Below are 19,569 nucleotides of genomic sequence, written 5' to 3' on the forward strand. Positions count from 1 at the left end.
GGCACCTCGTCCCGGAGATCGCCTGTGCCTCAGCCGACGAAAGCCAGCCACGACGGTGGGCATGCCGACCGATCAGGTGCGCGTGTGTCTCGCTGCAGCCCCGCCGGCCTCAGCCACGCTGCTGGCTCTGTGGCCTCGAGGTGAGCCAAGCCGTCTGCGTGATGGGCGGGGTGGGGGTGAATGCCCGGTCGTCGCGCAGGAGGGCCCACAACGCGCTGGTGCGTCGTCGTGCGAGGGCGATGACGGCCTGGACGTGTTTGCAGCCCTCGCCACGTTTCTTGAGGTAGTACTCCCGGTTGGGGCCGCCGCGGATGATGCTGGTCTGCGCGGAGAGGTAGAAGACTCTGCGTAGGCGGCGGCTGTAGCGCTTGGGGCGGTGGAGGTTGCCGGTGCGGCGGCCGGAATCGCGTGGGACGGAGACCAGTCCGGCGGCTGAGGCCAGGTGGCCGGCGTCGGTGTAGGCGGTGAGGTCGCCCGCGGCGACGACGAACTCGGCTCCGAGGATGGAGCCCATGCCAGGCAGCGACTCGATGATTGCGGCTTGTGGGTGGGTGCGGAAGGCGTCGCGGAACTGCTGGTCGATGCGTTTGAGTCGGTCGTCCAGGGCCAGGATCTGAGTTGCCAGGTCGGCGACGATCTGTGCGGCGGTGTCCTCGCCGGGCAGTGCGGTCTGCTGGGCCTGGGCGGCTTCGATGGCCGTGGAGGCCACGCTGTCCGCGTCGCGGACACCGCGGTTGAGCAGCCAAGAGGTCAGGCGGGCCAGGCCGCGTCGGCGGAGGGCGGCGGGGGTCTGGTAGCCGGTCAGCAGCACCAGTGCGCCCTTGCGGGCCGAGTAGTCGAAGGCCCGCTCCAGGGCGGGGAACATGCCGGTGAGCACGTCGCGGAGCCGGTTGACCGTTCGCACTCGGTCGGTGACGAGGTCGGTGCGGTGGGCGGTCAGGAGCGCGAGGTCGGCGGCCAGCTGGGCGGGCACGTCGAGGGTGGTGAAGTCCCGGCGGTGGCGGGCGGTTTCGGCGAACCGTTCGACACGGTGACGGGACTGCCCGACTCCCTGCGTGGCGGCAAGGCGGCGCTGTCCTTCCTCGACCTGGCGACCAAGTACATCGATGCCCGTTGGACGGAGGCATCCGCCAAGCAGCGGGACAGCATTACGGATGCCTTGGCGACGGTCGTTCCCGTCCTGGTCAAGCCGGGACGGGGGCGACCCGCTCCCGAAGTGCTGCGTCGGGCGCTGCGCTCGTACCTCCTGCCCGTGCCACGCAGGGAGCGGGAGCGCCCGGAGGAGATCGCCTCTGCCGTGCGGTGGATCGAAAAGGCTTCGCTTCCGGTGGGGGAGCTGCAGGAGATCAGCCGTGTGCACGAGCTGATCGACGGGCTGAGCCGGAGGCTGGACGGCAAGCCTGCGGCCACCCAGACCTATCGGCGTCGGCGGGCCGTCGTCTTCAACGCGCTGGAATACGCGGTGGAGCTGGAATGCCTCACCTCCAACCCGCTGAGCCGCGTCCGGCGCAAGCGAGGCAAGCGGGCGGTGCAGGAAGTCGACCGCCGGGTGGTGGTCAACCCGCGACAGGCCCGAGAACTGCTCACCGCACTCACCTACGTGGGCGGCTACGAGCGGGCAAGCGGCCGGCGGCTGCGGGCCTTCTTCGGATGCCTGTACTACGCGGCCATGCGGCCGGGCGAGGCACTCGGCCTCCGCCGCTCCGACTGCACGCTTCCCGCACAGGGCTGGGGTCGCATCGAGCTGGCGGAGACCCGCCCGACGGCCGGTAAGGCGTGGACCGACTCCGGTGAGGCGCACGATCGGCGAGGGCTGAAGCAGCGGGCCCAGGGAGAGGTACGCACCGTGCCGATTCCGCCCCCGCTCGTGCGGCTGCTCCTCGACCACCTGGACGAGTTCGGCACAGCGGAAGACGGCCGGTTGTTCTCCAGCGAGCGGGGCAACGTGATCGCTGCCTCGTCGTACTCCCGCGCCTGGAAGCAGGCTCGGGGACTGGCGCTCGTTCCTGATCAGGTGTCCTCGGTCCTCGCCTTTCGGCCGTACGACCTCCGGCATGCGGGCGTTTCCCAGTGGCTCAACTCGGGAGTGCCCGCCCCGGATGTCGCTGCTCGGGCCGGCCACTCGGTGGACGTGCTCCTGAAGATCTACGCCAAGTGCATTGATGGCCAGGAGCAGGAGATGAACGACCGGATCATGCAAGGGCTCGGGGAGGACGACACCGAGAACTGACGACGGCCACGACCAATGGACGGAAGCCCCGGAGCGATCCGGGGCTTCCGTCCGTCCACGCATAGTCCACAGAGATACGTTGAGGCCTCTCGGAACCCTCGCTGACCTGCTGCGGAGCCCTCCAAGATCAACACGCCATTACAACGTGATCAGTGGCAAACGGCTGCTCCCGGCGGCATCCGCCTGCACATACGCGAAGACCCCGGCCTCAGCGTTTCCGCTGGTGACGGGGTCTTGGACACACTTACACAGTGTGCCCCCGGCAGGATTCGAACCTGCGCACACGGCTCCGGAGGCCGTTGCTCTATCCCCTGAGCTACGGGGGCGTGTCGGGCGCTGAGCTGTTCGCTTGCGGCGACGGATAGAACCCTAGCAGGTCTTCCGGGGTGATCAGGAACGGGTTTCCCGGCGTGCGTCGGGGCGGGTTGAGCCGACGCCGTCAGGAACTGGCCGACGCTGCCGCTGGGGCGGGACTTGGCCGGCGCTTCCCGCTCGGGCCTGCGTCGGACGGCCGTGTCACCCCGACGGGAGCCGGAGCCGCCCGGCGTGGCCGTTCGGTGGGAGTCGGACGCCGCTGTCGCTCCAACCGGAGCAGGAGAAGGCCGGCACCGTCCGGCTCGAGCCGGAGCCTGCCGGTGCCGCCACTCGAGCCGGAGCCTGCCGGTGCCGCCCCCCGACCCCAGCCTGCCGGCGCCGCCGCTCGGGCCGGAGCCGCCCGGCGCGGCCGCTCGGACGAGAGTTGGCCGGTCCCGCCGCTCAACCCCAACCCGCCGGTGCCGTCAGTCGCCCCGAGCCGGACGGTCCCGCCGCTCAACCCCAGCCCGCCGGTGCCGTCAGTCGCCCCGAGCCGGACGGCCCCGCCGCTCCGGTGCCAACCGCCCGGGCCCCGCCGCTTCGCCTCCCTCCGGGCCCCGCCGCTTCGCCCCCCTCCGGGCGGCGGCGTCGCCCGGACGGGGCGGAAGTGGGGAAAAGCCGGACGCGGTGGCCGGTGTCGACCTACTCTCGAGTTGTGCCAGGCGCTTCGGGTCGGGTGCTTGTTGTGGACGACAACAAGGTCATCCGGCAGCTGATCAGGGTCAACCTCGAGCTGGAGGGGCTTGAGGTCGTGACCGCTGCTGATGGTGCCGAGTGTCTGGATGTCGTGCACCGGGTTCAGCCCGATGTCGTCACGCTCGATGTCGTCATGCCCCGGCTGGACGGACTCCGGACCGCCGCGCGGCTGCGTGCCGATCCCCGCACCCGGGATCTTCCGCTCGCCATCGTCAGCGCGTGCACCCAGCACGAGGTGGAGAACGGGCTCGACGTCGGTGTCGACGCCTTCCTCGCCAAGCCCTTCGAACCCGCGGAACTCGTCGGGCTCGTCAAGCGGCTCCTCGAGCTCAAGCCCGGCCGTGGCCGGCCCGGGGAGGGCGACGGGGACGAAGAAGGGGACGGCGACGAGGGGAGCGGCGGAGCGCCCGGGGGCGGTGACGGGGTCACCGGTGGGGCGCCTCCCACCCCCTCCCGTCTCGCACCGTAAAACCGCTTCGCGTACCCACCCCCCACCTCCCCTACGCTTGTCCCGTGACCCCCGTCGAGCTCTCCCGCACCGTGTTGCACTCGGTGCGTGCTGCCGTGGCCGACGGGGAGCTGTGCGTGGACCTGCTGCCCGAGCGGGCCGGCGTGACCGAGCCGGGGCCCGGGGGGTGCGGGGACTACGCCACGAACGTCGCCCTCCGGCTCGCCCGGGCGGCCGGGCAGGCCCCTCTGGAGGTCGCCGAGATCCTCCGCAAGAGGCTGCTCGGGGTCGACGGCGTCGAGGACGTCGTCGTCACCGGCCCGGGATTCCTCAACATCACACTCGCCGACAGCGGCGAGACGGCCGTCGGTCTCGTCGCCGAGATCCGCCGGCTGGGCCCCGCCTACGGCCACGGTGACGCGCTCGCCGGGCAGGTCCTGCTGTTGCGCGTGCCGTACGAGGTGCGGGCCGAGGTCGTCGCCGACGCGGTCGTACGGATGGTCGCGACCCAGGGCGGGCGGGCCGAGGTCGACCACGGGGAGCCGGTGAACCTGCGGCCCGTGCCCGCTCCGGAGGACCCGGCCCCGCTCGGGGCCGACGCCGCCCAGTGGGCGCTGCTGCATCCCGCGCCGCACGACCGCCCCCGGATCACCGCCGACCACCTGGCGCAGCGGGAGGCCAATCCGCTGTTCCGGGTGCGGTACGCGCACGCCCGCACGCGGGCCCTGACCCGTAACGCCGCCCGTCTCGGGTTCGGCGCCGAGCCCGGACCCGTGGCGGCCAGCGAGGTCGTGGCCGCCCTCGCCGACCACCCCCGCATCCTCACCGCGGCCGCCGTCCGCCGCGCCCCGGACCGGCTCGCCCGGCATCTCGTCACCGTCGCCGACGCCGTGCTGCCCTTCCTGCCCACCGTGCTGCCGCGCGGCGAGGAGAAACCCTCGGCCGCCCACCGTGCCCGGCTCGCCCTCGCCGAAGCCGCCGGGACGGTGCTGGCCGGTGGCCTCTCCCTGCTCGGCATCGACGCACCCGAACACCTCTGAGGCGACCCCAGGGCGCCCCGGAGAGAGACAGAGAGTCTGAGAGTCACGTCATGAGCCGTTCCGCCCACCCCGCCGGGCCCCGTCACGCCGATGTCCTCACCGAGGGGCACTACTCCGCCCCGCCCGCCGACCTCAACGCCCTCGACCCCAAGGTGTGGGCGCAGACGGTCGGCCGCGACGAGGACGGTGTCCTCACCGTCGGCGGGATTCCCGCGACCCGGCTCGCCGAGGAGTTCGGCACCCCCGCCTACATCCTCGACGAGGCCGACTTCCGGGCCCGGGCGCGCGCCTGGCGCACCGCGTTCGGCGCCGACGCCGACGTGTTCTACGCCGGAAAGGCGTTCCTGTCCCGGGCCGTCGTGCGGTGGCTGCACGAGGAGGGGCTCAATCTCGACGTGTGTTCCGGTGGGGAGCTGACCACCGCGCTGTCCGCCGGGATGCCCGCCGAGCGCATCGCCTTCCACGGCAACAACAAGTCCGTGGCGGAGATCGAGCGTGCGGTCGAGGCCGGCGTCGGGCGGATCGTCATCGACTCCTTCCAGGAGATCGTGCGGGTCGCGCACGTCGCGCGGTCGCTGGGCAGGCGGCAGCGGGTGCAGATCCGGATCACCGTCGGGGTCGAGGCCCACACCCACGAGTTCATCGCCACCGCCCACGAGGACCAGAAGTTCGGCATCCCGCTCGCCGGCGGTCAGGCCGCCGAGGCGGTGCGGCGCGCGCTCCAGCTCGACGGGCTCGAGGTGATCGGGATCCACAGCCACATCGGCTCGCAGATCTTCGACATGTCCGGCTTCGAGGTCGCCGCCCACCGGGTGGTCGGGCTGCTGAAGGACATCCGGGACGAACACGGGGTCGAGCTGCCCGAGATCGACCTCGGCGGCGGCCTCGGCATCGCGTACACCAGCGCCGACGACCCGCGCGAGCCGCACGAGATCGCCAAGGCGCTCACCGAGATCGTCGGCCGGGAGTGCGAGGCCGCCCGGCTGCGCACACCCCGCATCTCGGTCGAGCCCGGCCGTGCCATCGTCGGGCCCACGGCGTTCACGCTGTACGAGGTCGGCACCGTCAAGCCGCTCGAGGGGCTGCGGACGTACGTCTCCGTGGACGGCGGCATGTCCGACAACATCCGCACCGCGCTGTACGACGCGGAGTACAGCGTCGCCCTCGTCTCGCGCGCCAGCGACGCCGAGCCGGTGCTCTGCCGCGTCGTCGGGAAGCACTGCGAGAGCGGGGACATCGTGGTCAAGGACGCGTTCCTGCCCGCCGACCTGGCGCCGGGCGACCTGCTCGCCGTACCCGCCACCGGTGCCTACTGCCGGTCCATGGCCAGCAACTACAACCACGTGCTGCGCCCGCCGGTCGTCGCGGTGCGGGACGGCGAGGCGCGGGTGATCATGCGACGGGAGACGGAGGAGGACCTGCTGCGTCTCGACGTCGGCTGACGCAGGCCGCGGCATCGGCCCGCGGCGGCGTCCGTCGTGCGACGGAGGGCGATGTCGGCTGACGCGGGCTCCTGTCGTCCCACCGCTCTTCCCGACGCGCGTCCCACCGGGGCCGGTGTCGGCCGCCGCCGGCTCCCATCGTCCGGCTGGGGCCGGCGTCGGCTCAGGGTGGCCGCCGTTGTCCGACGGGCCCCGGCATCGTCAGACCGGTACCGGCGTCGTCAGAAGTTGCCGGCATCGTCCGAACCGGTACCGGCGTCGTCAGAAGTTGCACGTCATCGTCCGACGGGCGCCGGTATCGGCCGATGGCGGTCGGGAGGGCGGGGTGACGGAGCGGTCGGGAGGGGAGGGCGGGAGTTCCGGAACCCTCGGTTCCGCGGGCGGTCGTGCGCCGCGGGAGAGGGGCCGGAAGATCTTCGGTGGCCCCATCCCGGGAGAATGAAATAGATGTCTCACGATCCGGACGAAGGGTAGAAACTCCCGTCCGGTGAGTGAGACTGGTCGAACCGTAGACGGTAAGAGGGAAACGAGGTCGGATGATGCGTACGCGTCCGCTGAAGGTGGCGCTGCTGGGCTGTGGAGTGGTCGGCTCAGAGGTGGCGCGCATCATGACGACGCACGCCGACGACCTCGCCGCCCGGATCGGCGCGCCGGTGGAACTGGCCGGGGTCGCCGTGCGCCGGCCCGGCAAGGTGCGCGAGGGCATCGACCCGGACCTGGTCACCACCGACGCCACCGCCCTCGTCAAACGCGGCGACCTCGACGTCGTCGTCGAGGTCATCGGCGGCATCGAGCCCGCGCGGAGCCTCATCACCACCGCCTTCGAGCACGGCGCGTCCGTGGTCAGCGCCAACAAGGCGCTGCTCGCCCAGGACGGGGCCGCCCTGCACGCCGCCGCCGAGGAGCACGGCCGGGACCTGTACTACGAGGCCGCCGTCGCCGGTGCCATCCCGCTGATCCGGCCGCTGCGCGAGTCCCTCGCCGGTGACAAGGTCAACCGGGTGCTCGGCATCGTCAACGGCACGACCAACTTCATCCTGGACAAGATGGACTCCACCGGCGCCGGGTACCAGGAGGCGCTGGACGAGGCCACCGCGCTCGGGTACGCGGAGGCCGACCCGACCGCCGACGTCGAGGGCTTCGACGCCGCGGCCAAGGCCGCCATCCTGGCCGGTATCGCCTTCCACACCCGCGTGCGGCTCGACGACGTCTACCGCGAGGGCATGAGCGAGGTCACCGCCGCCGACTTCCGCTCGGCCGCGGAGATGGGCTGCACGATCAAGCTGCTCGCCATCTGCGAGCGGGCCGCCGACGGCGCCTCGGTGACCGCGCGGGTGCATCCCGCGATGATCCCGCTCAGTCACCCGCTCGCCTCCGTGCGTGGCGCCTACAACGCCGTCTTCGTGGAGTCCGACGCCTCCGGGCAGCTCATGTTCTACGGTCCCGGCGCCGGCGGTTCCCCGACCGCCTCCGCCGTGCTCGGCGACCTGGTCGCCGTCTGCCGCAACCGGCTCAACGGCGCGACGGGGCCCGGCGAGTCGGCGTACGCGGCCCTGCCGGTCTCGCCCATGGGCGAGGTCGTCACGCGCTACCACATCAGCCTCGACGTCGCGGACAAGCCGGGTGTCCTGGCCCAGGTCGCGACCGTGTTCGCCGAGCACGGGGTGTCGATCGATACGGTTCGCCAGCAGGGCAAGGACGGCGAGGCCTCCCTCGTCGTCGTCACCCACCGCGCGTCCGACGCCTCCCTGACCGGGACCGTCGAGGCGCTGCGCAAGCTCGACACCGTGCGGGGTGTCGCCAGCATCATGCGGGTTGAAGGAGAGTAACCAGCAATGACCCACCAGTGGCGCGGAATCATCGAGGAGTACCGGGACAGGCTGCCGGTATCCGACACCACGCCGGTCGTGACGCTCCGCGAGGGCGGCACGCCCCTCGTGCCCGCGCAGGTGCTGTCCGAGCGCACGGGCTGTGAGGTCCACCTGAAGGTGGAGGGCGCCAACCCCACCGGCTCCTTCAAGGACCGCGGCATGACCATGGCCATCTCCAAGGCCAAGGAGGAGGGGGCGAAGGCGGTCATCTGCGCCTCCACGGGCAACACCTCCGCCTCGGCCGCCGCCTACGGAGTGCGGGCCGGGATGGTCTCGGCCGTGCTCGTGCCGCAGGGCAAGATCGCCCTCGGCAAGATGGGCCAGGCCCTGGTGCACGGGGCCAAGATCCTCCAGGTCGACGGAAACTTCGACGACTGCCTCACGCTCGCCCGCGCCCTCAGTGAGAACTACCCGGTGGCGCTGGTCAATTCGGTCAACCCGGTGCGTATCGAGGGGCAGAAGACGGCGGCCTTCGAGATCGTGGACATGCTCGGCGACGCCCCCGACATCCATGTCCTCCCGGTCGGCAACGCGGGCAACATCACCGCGTACTGGAAGGGCTACAAGGAGTACGCCGCCGACGGCGTCTGCGCCCGGACCCCGCGCATGTGGGGCTTCCAGGCCTCCGGCAGCGCGCCGATCGTGCGCGGTGAGGTGGTCAAGGACCCGTCGACCATCGCCACCGCGATCCGTATCGGCAACCCGGCCTCCTGGGACCGCGCCCTCGCCGCCCGCGACGAGTCCGGCGGTGCCATCGACGAGGTGACGGACCGTGAAATCCTGCGCGCCTACCGCCTGTTGGCCGCTCAGGAGGGCGTCTTCGTGGAGCCCGCCTCCGCGGCCTCGGTGGCCGGCCTGCTCAAGGCCGCCGAGCAGGGCAGGGTGGACCGGGGGCAGCGCATCGTGTGCACGGTCACCGGCAACGGTCTGAAGGACCCGGACTGGGCCGTCGCCGGCGCGCCGCAGCCGGTCACCGTCCCGGTCGACGCGGCCACCGCCGCGGAGCGCCTCGGCCTGGCCTGAGCGGCCGCGGGCCCGCGGAACCCGCCCCGCGGGGCGGTCCGTGGCAGGGTGCACGGGAGGTCCACGACACGCATCATGCGCCTCCCGTGCGCCCTATGTCGCCGCGGAACCTTCCTTCGATAGGCTGTACCGAACCCGCCTACCGCATATGCCCAGCGTGTGGGCGCGGGCCGCGCCGTCTCCGCGACCCGACGGGTCCTCGTACGTCATCGAATGTCCGTCGAAGTGATCGAGCGGCATTCGACCCTTCGGATGTCCTTCGACACTCACGCAGCTCAAGGAGAGTCTTCGAGCGATGGCCGGTCCAGCTTTCCGCGCCGCCGCCGTCCGGGTGCGCGTCCCTGCCACCAGCGCCAATCTCGGCCCGGGCTTCGACGCCCTGGGCCTCGCGCTGGGGTTGTACGACGACGTCGTCGTCCGGGTGGCCGACTCCGGTCTGCACATCGACATCGCGGGTGAGGGCGGCGAGACCCTGCCCCGAGACGAGAGTCATCTGCTCGTCCGCTCCCTGCGCACCGCCTTCGACCTGCTCGGCGGACAGCCGCGCGGCCTGGAGATCGTCTGCGCCAACCGCATCCCGCACGGCCGTGGCCTCGGTTCCTCCTCCGCCGCCATCTGCGCCGGCATCGTCGCCGCCCGCGCGGTGACCATAGGCGGCGAGGCCCGGCTCGACGAGGCGGCGCTGCTCGCCCTGGCCACGGAGATCGAGGGGCATCCCGACAACGTGGCCGCCTGCCTGCTCGGCGGATTCACCCTGTCCTGGATGGAGGCCGGCGCCGCCCGGGCCATCAGGACGGAGCCCGACGATTCCATCGTTCCGGTGGTTTTCGTGCCCGGGAAACCGGTGCTCACCGAAACCGCGCGCGGCCTGCTGCCGCGCACCGTGCCGCACGTGGACGCGGCTGTCAACGCGGGCCGTGCCGCCCTGCTCGTCGAGGCCCTCACCCGGCGCCCCGAGCTGCTGCTGCCCGCCACCGAGGACCGTCTGCACCAGGAGTACCGCGCCCCGGCCATGCCGGAGAGCGCCGCGCTGGTGGAGCGGTTGCGGGCCGACGGGATCCCGGCCGTCATCTCGGGCGCCGGACCCACCGTCATGGCGCTGGCCGACGCCGACAGCGCCGACAAGGTGTCCCACCTCGCGGGCGAGGGCTGGGCCGCCAACCGGCTGGACCTCGATCTCCAGGGAGCGAGCGTGCTGCCGCTTGCGACCTGAGACACGGTTGCCGGATTTGGAGAGGGGGAATGATTGTTGGATCCGGTAGTGTTAACCTCAAGTCTGCACCCGACCCCACCATGGCGAGGTGCTTCGTGTCCCCGTCCGGGACAGACATCCTTCCGGGAGCCTCCCACACCACTCCGTGTTCCGTGCGCCGTACCTGGGCAGTACGACGTATGCGGACATTGAGCGGGACTTCGGTGGGGGTACCCCCTCTGGGGGAGCTCCGGAACCGGTGCTACCACGCCACGTGACACTGGGTGCCACGGCTCGCGGAAGCGCCATCACCAGAAATTCTCTTCCGCCGCTTTGGCGGACCACCGCCCCGGCACGGTCCATCGAAGACAGGACCGTAGCCGGACAGCACAACCGGTCGCCGAGCCAGACAGGCCGACGTCCGCTCCAGGGAAGGACCCTTCGTGAGCGACACCACCGATCTGATGGGCGCACGTGTCGAGGAGACCGCTGCCGCGCCCGCCACGGACGCCTCCGCGCCTGCCGGCGGTGCCGGCTCCCGGCGGCGCCGCGGTACCGGCCTCGAGGGCATGGTGCTGGCCGAGCTGCAGCAGGTCGCATCCGGCCTCGGCATCAGGGGCACCGCGCGCATGCGCAAGAGCCAGCTGATCGAGGTCATCAAGGAGGCTCAGGCGGGGGGTGCCGCCCAGGCCCCCGCGGGCTCCGGGGGAGGGGGCGCCGCTCCCAAGGCGGAGGCGGCCACCGAGACCAAGCCCAAGCGCCGGGCCACCTCCAAGGCCCGTACCGGCGAGGACGCCGCCGAGAAGAAGGCGGACAAGGCGGACAAGGCTCCCGCCGAGAAGGCCGTGGCCCAGCAGCAGATCGAGATCCCCGGTCAGCCGGCCGGTGGCGCCGCCCGCTCGGGCGACGCCGAGCGCGGGGGCGACGACGCCCCGGCCGAGCGCCGTCGCCGTCGCGCCACCGCCGACGCGGGCAGCCCGGCCGCCGGTGCCGAGAGCGCCGCCGAGGCGAAGGGCGAGTCCAAGGGCGAGACGCAGCAGGGCGGCCAGCAGGGCGAGGCCCGCGGCGACTCCGGTGACGGCGAGGGCCGTGGCCGCCGTGACCGCCGCGAGCGCGGCCGTGACCGCGACCGCCGCGGCAAGGGCGACGACCAGCAGGGCGGCGGTCGTCAGGACCGTCAGCAGCAGGGCCAGCAGGGTGGCGGTCGTCAGGACCGCAACAGCGGCCCGCAGGACGACGACGACTTCGAGGGCGGGCGCCGGGGCCGTCGCGGCCGCTACCGCGACCGCCGGGGCCGCCGTGGCCGCGACGACGTCGCCGAGCCGCAGGTCGCCGAGGACGACGTCCTGATCCCCGTCGCGGGCATCCTGGACATCCTCGACAACTACGCCTTCATCCGGACCTCCGGCTACCTGCCCGGCCCGAACGACGTGTACGTCTCCCTCGCCCAGGTCCGCAAGAACGGCCTGCGCAAGGGTGACCACATCACCGGCGCGGTCCGCCAGCCGAAGGAGGGCGAGCGCCGCGAGAAGTTCAACGCGCTGGTCCGCCTCGACTCCGTCAACGGCATGGCGCCCGAACACGGCCGTGGCCGCCCGGAGTTCAACAAGCTGACCCCCCTGTACCCGCAGGACCGCCTCCGCCTGGAGACGGACCCGGGTGTGCTGACCACCCGCATCATCGACCTCGTGTCGCCGATCGGCAAGGGCCAGCGCGGTCTGATCGTGGCCCCGCCGAAGACCGGCAAGACCATGATCATGCAGGCGATCGCCAACGCGATCACCCACAACAACCCCGAGTGCCACCTGATGGTCGTCCTCGTCGACGAGCGTCCGGAAGAGGTCACCGACATGCAGCGGTCGGTGAAGGGCGAGGTCATCTCCTCGACCTTCGACCGTCCGGCGGAGGACCACACCACGGTCGCCGAGCTGGCCATCGAGCGCGCCAAGCGCCTGGTGGAGCTGGGTCACGACGTGGTCGTGCTGCTCGACTCGATCACGCGTCTGGGCCGTGCGTACAACCTCGCCGCCCCGGCCTCCGGCCGCATCCTGTCCGGTGGTGTCGACTCGACCGCCCTGTACCCGCCGAAGCGGTTCTTCGGTGCGGCCCGCAACATCGAGGACGGCGGCTCGCTCACCATCCTCGCCACCGCCCTGGTGGACACCGGGTCCCGCATGGACGAGGTGATCTTCGAGGAGTTCAAGGGCACCGGCAACATGGAGCTCAAGCTCGACCGGAAGCTCGCCGACAAGCGCATCTTCCCGGCGGTGGACGTCGACGCGTCCGGTACCCGCAAGGAAGAGATCCTGCTCGGCAACGAGGAGCTCGCCGTCGTCTGGAAGCTGCGCCGGGTGCTGCACGCGCTCGACCAGCAGCAGGCGATCGAGCTGCTGCTGGACAAGATGAAGCAGACCAAGTCGAACGTCGAGTTCCTGATGCAGATTCAGAAGACGACGCCGACGCCCGGCAACGGCGACTAGCCGCAGATTCCGGGCCGGAATCGAGGGCCGCCCCCCGTCACCAGGTGACGGGGGGCGGCCTTTTCGCTGCCGGGAGGTGGCGGAGCGCGGCACGCGCCCCGCGCACCACGTCCTCCCGCCGGTGGAACCCGGTACCCGTACAAGGGCGCCGGAAAGGGGGCGAACGAGATCCTTGCCACAGAGGTGGCGTTCGGCACCCGCTCGCGGACGCCCGGCATCCGGGGACGAAACCGCAGGTGAGCGTGGATGGCCGGAGACCACGCGGTCACGCGCGGTGGTCACCGCCGCACGCGGCGGACGCGGAGCGCCGTGCAACCCTTTGCCGGGCTTCCCCGTCTGGCCGGGCGGAGCGACGATGGAGCGGTGACGACCGCGACTGACCCTGAAAGCAGGGGGTAACCGACAGAACGAGACCAGAGGAGTGACGTGTCCGCCGACAGCACGCCGGAGCCCGGCATAACGGAGCCGGTCCCCACCGGCCCGCAGCGACGAAGCGGGGGCCGCCGCGAGGCCGCCCCACCCGGCAGGCGCCGCAAGGCCCTGCTCGCCGCCGCGTGGGCGGCCGCGGGCGTGCTGGTGCTGGGCGGCACCGGCGCCGGGTACCTCTACTTCAAGCTCAACGGCAACCTGAAGAGCGTCGACATCGACCAGGCCCTCGGCAGCGAGCGGCCCGTGAAGGTCGACAACGGTTCCGAGAACATCCTGGTCCTCGGCTCGGACACCCGCTCGGGCAAGAACCGCAAGCTGGGCGGCGGCATCGACGACGGCAGCGCCCGCTCCGACACCGCGATGATCGTCCACGTGTACCAGGGGCACCAGCGGGCCGCCGTGGTCTCCGTGCCGCGCGACACCCTCATCGACCGCCCCGCCTGCACCGATACCCGGGGCGACAGCCACCCGGCCGCGTCCGGCGTGATGTTCAACTCCGCCTACTCCGCCGGCGGCGCCGCCTGCGCCGTGAAGACGGTCGAGTCCCTCAGCGGCATCCGCATGGACCACTACCTCGAGGTCGACTTCGCCGGCTTCCAGCAGCTCATCGACGACCTCGGCGGGGTCCCGGTCACCACGACCAAGGCCATCGACGACCCGCAGAGCCACCTGAACCTCAAGGCCGGCACCCACACCCTGGACGGCGAGCGGGCGCTCGCCCTGGTCCGCACCCGGCACGGCGTCGGCGACGGCTCCGACCTGGGCCGCATCCAGCTCCAGCAGGCCTTCGTCAAGGCGCTGCTCGACCAGGTCGAACACGTCGGCGTGCTCGGCAACCCCAAGAGGCTGTACGACCTCGCCGACACCGCGACCAAGGCCGTCACCACCGACTCCGACCTCGGCTCGGTCAACGCCCTCGCGGACTTCGCGAGCGGTCTGAAGGGCATCGGCTCCAGCCATCTGCGGATGGTCACGATGCCCGTCCGGTACGACCCGGCCGACCCCAACCGGGTCCTGCTGCAGAAGGCCAAGGCCGAACTGGTCTGGAAGGCGCTGAGGAACGACCGGCCCATACCCGCGTCGGCCACGAAGGGCACGGCGGCGGGTGCCGCCAAGGGCGTCGTCGACGGCTGAGCCCCGCACCCGGCCGTCCCGCCCGGCGACACGCGGACGTCCGGGGAATAGACGGCCCCGCCTCCCGGTTTTGGGGGATGGCGCCAGTCCTGGCAGACTGGTACGTCGGCTCCGGTTCACGCTTTCGCATCCCGCGGCTGCGACCCGGCGCCCTCCCGGAATCTAGGAGACACCTTGAAGCGCGACATCCACCCCGAGTACGTCGAGACGCAGGTCAGCTGCACCTGTGGCGCGTCGTTCACCACCCGCAGCACCATCGAGTCCGGCACCATCCGGGCCGAGGTCTGCTCCGAGTGCCACCCGTTCTACACGGGCAAGCAGAAGATCCTCGACACCGGTGGCCGTGTGGCCCGCTTCGAGGCCCGCTTCGGCAAGGCCGCCGGCTCCAAGAAGTAGCGAGCCCCATACCGCCGGTCCACGGTCGCGCCCCTCGCGGGGCGTGCCCGGGACCGGCGTTTTTGGTCGCCCGCCCTTGCCCTCACCGCCGTATCAGGAGCCGAAAGATGTTCGAGGCCGTCGATGAACTCGTCGCCGAGCACGCCGACCTGGAGAAGAAGCTCGCCGACCCGTCGGTCCACGCCGACCAGGCCAACGCGCGCAAGCTGAACAAGCGCTACGCCGAGCTCACCCCGATCGTCGCCACGTACCGCTCCTGGAAGCAGAACGGCGACGACATCGAGACCGCGCGCGAATTCGCCGCCGACGACCCCGACTTCGCCGCCGAGGTCAAGGAGCTCGAGAAGCAGCGCGAGGAGCTGACCGACAAGCTGCGCCTGCTGCTCGTCCCGCGCGACCCCAGTGACGACAAGGACGTCATCCTGGAGATCAAGGCCGGCGCGGGCGGTGACGAGTCCGCGCTGTTCGCCGGTGACCTGCTGCGCATGTACCTGCGCTACGCCGAGCGCGTCGGCTGGAAGACCGAGATCATCGACGCCACCGAGTCCGAGCTGGGCGGCTACAAGGACGTCCAGGTCGCGGTGAAGGCCCGCGGGCAGATCGAACCCGGCCAGGGCGTGTGGGCCCGGCTGAAGTACGAGGGCGGTGTGCACCGCGTGCAGCGCGTGCCGGCCACCGAGTCCCAGGGCCGTATCCACACCTCCGCCGCCGGTGTCCTCGTGACCCCCGAGGCCGAGGAGGTCGACGTCGAGATCAACCCGAACGACCTGCGGATCGACGTCTACCGCTCCTCCGGGCCCGGCGGCCAGTCGGTCAACACCACCGACTCCGCGGTGCGCATCACGCACCTGCCGACCGGAGTCGTCGCCTCCTGCCAGAACGAGAAGAGCCAGCTCCAGAACAAGGAGCAGGCGCTGCGTATCCTGCGCTCCAGGCTGCTCGCGGCGGCGCAGGAGGAGGCGGAGCGGGAGGCGGCCGACGCCCGCCGCAGCCAGGTCCGCACCGTCGACCGCTCCGAGAAGATCCGCACCTACAACTTCCCGGAGAACCGCATCTCGGACCACCGCGTCGGCTTCAAGGCGTACAACCTCGACCAGGTCCTGGACGGCGAACTCGCCGCGGTGATCCAGGCCTGCGTCGACGCCGACTCGGCGGCGAAGCTGGCGGCCGCGTAAGAGGCGCGTACGAGTTACACGGAGGACTTGCGTGCAGTCACCAACCGGGGGGCGCCCCCCGAGCCCCCGCAGTCTGCTGCTCGCCGAGGTGGCCCAGGCCACCCAGCGGCTGGCCGACGCAGGCGTGCCCTCGCCGCGCACCGACGCGGAGGAGCTCGCCGCGTTCGTGCACGGTGTGAAGCGGGGCCAGCTGCACTCCGTCCAGGACTCCGACTTCGACGCCCGCTACTGGGAGGTCATCGCCCGGCGCGAGCAGCGCGAGCCGCTGCAGCACATCACCGGGCGTGCCTACTTCCGGTACCTGGAGCTCCAGGTCGGGCCGGGTGTGTTCGTGCCCCGGCCGGAGACGGAGTCCGTGGTGGGCTGGGCCATAGACGCCGTGCGCGCCATGGACGTGGTCGAGCCCTGCATCGTCGACCTGTGCACCGGCTCCGGCGCCATCGCGCTCGCGCTCGCCCAGGAGGTGCCGCGCTCGCGCGTCCACGCCGTGGAGCTGAGCGAGGAAGCGCTGCAGTGGACGCGCAAGAACGTCGAGGGGTCCAGGGTCGACCTGCGCCAGGGCGACGCCCTGACCGCCTTCCCGGACCTCGACGGCCAGGTCGACCTGGTCATCTCCAATCCGCCGTACATCCCGCTCACCGAGTGGGAGTACGTCGCGCCCGAGGCCCGTGACTACGACCCGGAGATGGCGTTGTTCTCCGGCGAGGACGGTCTCGCCCTCATCCGTGGCATCGAGCGCACCGCGCACCGGCTGCTGCGGCCCGGCGGGGTCGTCGTCATCGAGCACGCCGACACCCAGGGCGGCCAGGTGCCCTGGATCTTCACCGAGGAGCGGGGCTGGGCCGACGCGGCCGACCACCCCGACCTGAACAACCGGCCCCGGTTCGCGACCGCCCGCAAGGCGCTGCCGTGAGCACCCCGCCGACTTCCAGCCCGCAGTATCCGCACGAGGAGGCCCGCTAGACATGGCACGGCGATACGACACCAACGACGCGACCGACCGTGTGACGGGTCTGCGCGAGGCCGCGTCCGCCGTCCGCCGGGGCGAGCTGGTGGTACTGCCGACCGACACGGTCTACGGCATCGGCGCCGACGCGTTCTCCGCGGAGGCGGTCGCCGACGTGCTGGCCGCCAAGGGCCGGGGCCGCAACATGCCCACCCCCGTCCTGATCGGCTCCCCGAACACCCTGCACGGCCTCGTCACGGACTTCTCCGAGCTGGCCTGGGAACTGGTCGACGCCTTCTGGCCGGGCGCCCTCACGCTCGTCGCCCGGCACCAGCCGTCCCTGCAGTGGGACCTGGGCGACACCCGGGGCACGGTCGCCGTGCGCATGCCGCTGCACCCGGTGGCCATCGAGCTGCTCACCGAGGTCGGCCCGATGGCCGTGACCTCCGCCAACCTCACCGGACACCCGGCACCCGAGGACTGCGACGCCGCGCAGCGGATGCTCGGGGACTCCGTCTCCGTCTACCTCGACGGTGGCCCGACGCCCGGCAACGTGCCGTCGTCCATCGTGGACGTCACCGGCGAGGTGCCGGTGCTGCTGCGGGAGGGCGCGCTCTCCCCGGAGGAGCTGCGGAAGGTCGTACCCGACCTCGAGGTGGCGAATTGACGGCCCCTGACGCGGGGCGTGGCATAGGCAGGGAGAGCGCCGCGGAGATCACGACGACGTTCGTCGGGCTTCCGCGGGACTGCTTCCGCATCCTCCACGTCAGCACCGGCAACGTGTGCCGCTCGCCGATCACCGAGCGGCTGACCCGTCATTTCGTGACGGAGCGGCTCGGTGTGCTCGGCGGCGGACTGATCGTGGAGAGCGCCGGCACCTGGGGCCACGAGGGCGCCCCCATGGAGGCCAACGCGGAGACCGTGCTGGCCGAGTTCGGCGCCGACGCGTCCGGCTTCACCGGCCGGGAACTGCTGGACGAGCACGTGATCATGGCCGATCTGGTGCTCACGGCCACCCGCGACCACCGCGCCCAGGTCATCTCCATGGGCCACTCGGCGGGCCTGCGCACCTTCACCCTGAAGGAGTTCACCCGCCTGGTGCGCGCCATAGACCCCACCACGCTGCCTCCGCTGGAGGACGGCGTGGTGGTGCGTGCGCGCGCCCTGGTGCGCGCGGCGGCCGCGCTGCGCGGCTGGCTGCTGGCGCCGACCGCGGAGGCGGACGAGGTGTACGACCCGTACGGGGCGCCGCTGCCCTTCTTCCGCTCGATCGGCGACGAGATACACGAGGCGCTCGATCCGGTGGTGACCGCGCTGACCGGGGTCCCGGCCCGCGCGTGACGCGGGCCGGCGCTCCGGGCCCGTGCGGGGACCGGCGCCGGCGACGGGTGGGGCAACCCGCGCGTACCGGACATCGCGGGCCTACATTGGACTCACGTCACCGTCGACCGCCCGGAGTCCGCCATGTCGGTCACCCGCACCCTCGAGACCGATGTCCTGCGGGACCAGGATCCCGAGCTCGCCGACGTCCTGTTCGCCGAGCTGGACCGGCAGTCGACGACGCTCCAGCTCATCGCCGCCGAGAACTTCACCTCCCGGGCCGTGCTGGCCGCCCTCGGCTCCCCGCTCGCCAACAAGTACGCGGAGGGCTACCCCGGCGCCCGGCACCACGGCGGCTGCGAGATCGTCGACGTCGCCGAGCGCCTGGCCGTCGGGCGGGCCAGGACACTGTTCGGCGCCGAGCACGCCAATGTGCAGTGCCACTCGGGCTCCGCGGCCGTCCTGGCCGCCTACGCCGCCCTGCTGCGCCCCGGTGACACCGTCCTCGCCCTGGGGCTGTCCTACGGCGGCCACCTCACCCACGGCTCGCCCGCGAACTTCTCCGGCCGCTGGTTCGACTTCGTCGGCTACGGGGTCGACGCCGAGACCGGGCTCATCGACCACGACCAGGTCCGCCACCTGGCCCGGAACCATCGGCCCAAGGCCATCGTCTGCGGTTCCATCGCCTACCCCCGCCACCTCGACTACGCGTTCTTCCGGGACGTCGCCGACGAGGTGGGGGCGTATCTGATCGCCGACGCCGCGCACCCGATCGGCCTGGTCGCCGGGGGAGCGGCGCCCAGTCCGGTGCCGTACGCCGACATCGTCTGCGCCACCACGCACAAGGTGCTGCGCGGCCCGCGCGGCGGGATGATCCTGTGCGGGGCCGAGCTGGCCGAGCGGGTGGACCGGGCGGTGTTCCCCTTCACCCAGGGCGGCGCGCAGATGCACACCATCGCCGCCAAGGCCGTCGCCTTCGGTGAGGCGGCGACCCCGGCCTTCGGCACCTACGCCCGGCAGGTGGTCGCCAACGCGCGGGTGCTCGCGGGCCATCTGGCCGCCGAGGGGCTGGGCGTGATCACCGGCGGTACGGACACCCACATGATCACCGCCGATCCGGGCCCGCTCGGTGTGGACGGACGCACCGCGCGCGGACGGCTCGCGGCCGCCGGGATCGTGCTGGACTGCTGTGTCCTTCCCCACGGCGACGGCCGGGGGCTGCGCCTGGGCACGGCCGCGGTGACGACGCAGGGCATGGGGGAGCCGGAGATGGTCCGGATCGCCGCGCTCCTGGCCGCCGTCCTGCGGGGCGAGGCGGAGGCCGCCGCCACGCGGGCCGAGGTGCGTGGGCTGACCGGCGGATTCCCGCCGTATCCGGGGTGAACCGGGGTAG

General features: G+C 72.0%; 15 protein-coding genes, 1 tRNA gene and 1 pseudogene. 15 read left to right on the plus strand and 2 right to left on the minus strand.

Features of this window, described 5'->3' with window-relative positions:
* Nucleotides 1–109: 109 nt before the first annotated feature.
* Nucleotides 110–1,015, minus strand: a pseudogene (locus MXD57_RS08770) (IS110 family transposase); the annotation flags it as partial.
* On the opposite strand from MXD57_RS08770, the gene MXD57_RS08775 reads away from it, so the two are divergent.
* Entirely contained in the window at nucleotides 962–2,230 is a 1,269-nt protein-coding gene (locus MXD57_RS08775) for a tyrosine-type recombinase/integrase (RefSeq protein WP_284505301.1), read from the plus strand. The pseudogene MXD57_RS08770 and the gene MXD57_RS08775 overlap by 54 nt on opposite strands.
* A gap of 254 nt (nucleotides 2,231–2,484) precedes the next feature.
* On the opposite strand, the gene MXD57_RS08780 is transcribed toward MXD57_RS08775, so the two are convergent.
* Nucleotides 2,485–2,556, minus strand: a tRNA-Arg gene (locus tag MXD57_RS08780).
* A 635-nt stretch (nucleotides 2,557–3,191) separates the two neighbouring features.
* Between MXD57_RS08780 and MXD57_RS08785 the strand changes: the two genes are divergently transcribed.
* The 14 genes from MXD57_RS08785 to glyA all read left to right on the plus strand — a co-directional run bounded on the left by MXD57_RS08785 (nucleotide 3,192) and on the right by glyA (nucleotide 19,559).
* Complete coding sequence (locus tag MXD57_RS08785; RefSeq protein ID WP_250400757.1) at nucleotides 3,192–3,749, plus strand: response regulator; 558 nt, start codon at nucleotides 3,192–3,194, stop codon at nucleotides 3,747–3,749.
* 44 nt (nucleotides 3,750–3,793) lie between these two features.
* Nucleotides 3,794–4,768, plus strand: coding sequence for an ArgS-related anticodon-binding protein NrtL (gene nrtL, locus MXD57_RS08790; protein ID WP_250400758.1), 975 nt, complete (start codon nucleotides 3,794–3,796; stop codon nucleotides 4,766–4,768).
* Nucleotides 4,769–4,818: 50 nt separating this feature from the next.
* Nucleotides 4,819–6,210: a diaminopimelate decarboxylase gene (gene lysA, locus MXD57_RS08795; protein WP_250400759.1), complete on the plus strand. Its 1,392-nt coding sequence runs from the start codon at nucleotides 4,819–4,821 to the stop codon at nucleotides 6,208–6,210.
* Nucleotides 6,211–6,746: 536 nt separating this feature from the next.
* Nucleotides 6,747–8,039 carry a homoserine dehydrogenase gene (locus tag MXD57_RS08800; protein ID WP_250400760.1) on the plus strand — a complete coding sequence of 431 codons (1,293 nt, stop codon included), beginning with the start codon at nucleotides 6,747–6,749 and terminating at the stop codon, nucleotides 8,037–8,039.
* Nucleotides 8,040–8,045: 6 nt separating this feature from the next.
* Complete coding sequence (gene thrC, locus MXD57_RS08805) at nucleotides 8,046–9,104, plus strand: threonine synthase (RefSeq protein ID WP_250400761.1); 1,059 nt, start codon at nucleotides 8,046–8,048, stop codon at nucleotides 9,102–9,104.
* Nucleotides 9,105–9,399: 295 nt separating this feature from the next.
* Complete coding sequence (gene thrB, locus MXD57_RS08810) at nucleotides 9,400–10,317, plus strand: homoserine kinase (RefSeq protein WP_250400762.1); 918 nt, start codon at nucleotides 9,400–9,402, stop codon at nucleotides 10,315–10,317.
* A gap of 422 nt (nucleotides 10,318–10,739) precedes the next feature.
* Nucleotides 10,740–12,776, plus strand: a complete 2,037-nt coding sequence (gene rho / locus MXD57_RS08815; RefSeq protein ID WP_250400763.1) for a transcription termination factor Rho — start codon at nucleotides 10,740–10,742, stop codon at nucleotides 12,774–12,776.
* 426 nt (nucleotides 12,777–13,202) lie between these two features.
* The gene (locus tag MXD57_RS08820) at nucleotides 13,203–14,339 is read left to right on the plus strand and encodes an LCP family protein (RefSeq protein WP_250400764.1); all 1,137 of its coding nucleotides are present in this window, start codon (nucleotides 13,203–13,205) and stop codon (nucleotides 14,337–14,339) included.
* 174 nt (nucleotides 14,340–14,513) lie between these two features.
* Nucleotides 14,514–14,735, plus strand: a complete 222-nt coding sequence (rpmE, locus tag MXD57_RS08825) for a 50S ribosomal protein L31 (RefSeq protein ID WP_015657814.1) — start codon at nucleotides 14,514–14,516, stop codon at nucleotides 14,733–14,735.
* Between the two features lie 107 nt (nucleotides 14,736–14,842).
* Nucleotides 14,843–15,910 (plus strand): peptide chain release factor 1, encoded by a 1,068-nt coding sequence (gene prfA / locus MXD57_RS08830; protein WP_250400765.1) that lies wholly within the window; start codon nucleotides 14,843–14,845, stop codon nucleotides 15,908–15,910.
* Nucleotides 15,911–15,983: 73 nt separating this feature from the next.
* Nucleotides 15,984–16,823 carry a peptide chain release factor N(5)-glutamine methyltransferase gene (prmC, locus tag MXD57_RS08835; protein WP_250400829.1) on the plus strand — a complete coding sequence of 280 codons (840 nt, stop codon included), beginning with the start codon at nucleotides 15,984–15,986 and terminating at the stop codon, nucleotides 16,821–16,823.
* Between the two features lie 52 nt (nucleotides 16,824–16,875).
* Entirely contained in the window at nucleotides 16,876–17,523 is a 648-nt protein-coding gene (locus MXD57_RS08840; protein ID WP_250400766.1) for an L-threonylcarbamoyladenylate synthase, read from the plus strand.
* The gene (locus MXD57_RS08845; RefSeq protein WP_250400767.1) at nucleotides 17,520–18,197 is read left to right on the plus strand and encodes an arsenate reductase/protein-tyrosine-phosphatase family protein; all 678 of its coding nucleotides are present in this window, start codon (nucleotides 17,520–17,522) and stop codon (nucleotides 18,195–18,197) included. Before MXD57_RS08840 ends, MXD57_RS08845 begins: the two co-directional genes overlap by 4 nt.
* 123 nt (nucleotides 18,198–18,320) lie before the next feature.
* Nucleotides 18,321–19,559 (plus strand): serine hydroxymethyltransferase, encoded by a 1,239-nt coding sequence (gene glyA / locus MXD57_RS08850; RefSeq protein ID WP_250400768.1) that lies wholly within the window; start codon nucleotides 18,321–18,323, stop codon nucleotides 19,557–19,559.
* Nucleotides 19,560–19,569 lie beyond the last annotated feature (10 nt).

Source organism: Streptomyces cellostaticus (assembly GCF_023630175.1).
Lineage (GTDB): Bacteria > Actinomycetota > Actinomycetes > Streptomycetales > Streptomycetaceae > Streptomyces > Streptomyces cellostaticus_A.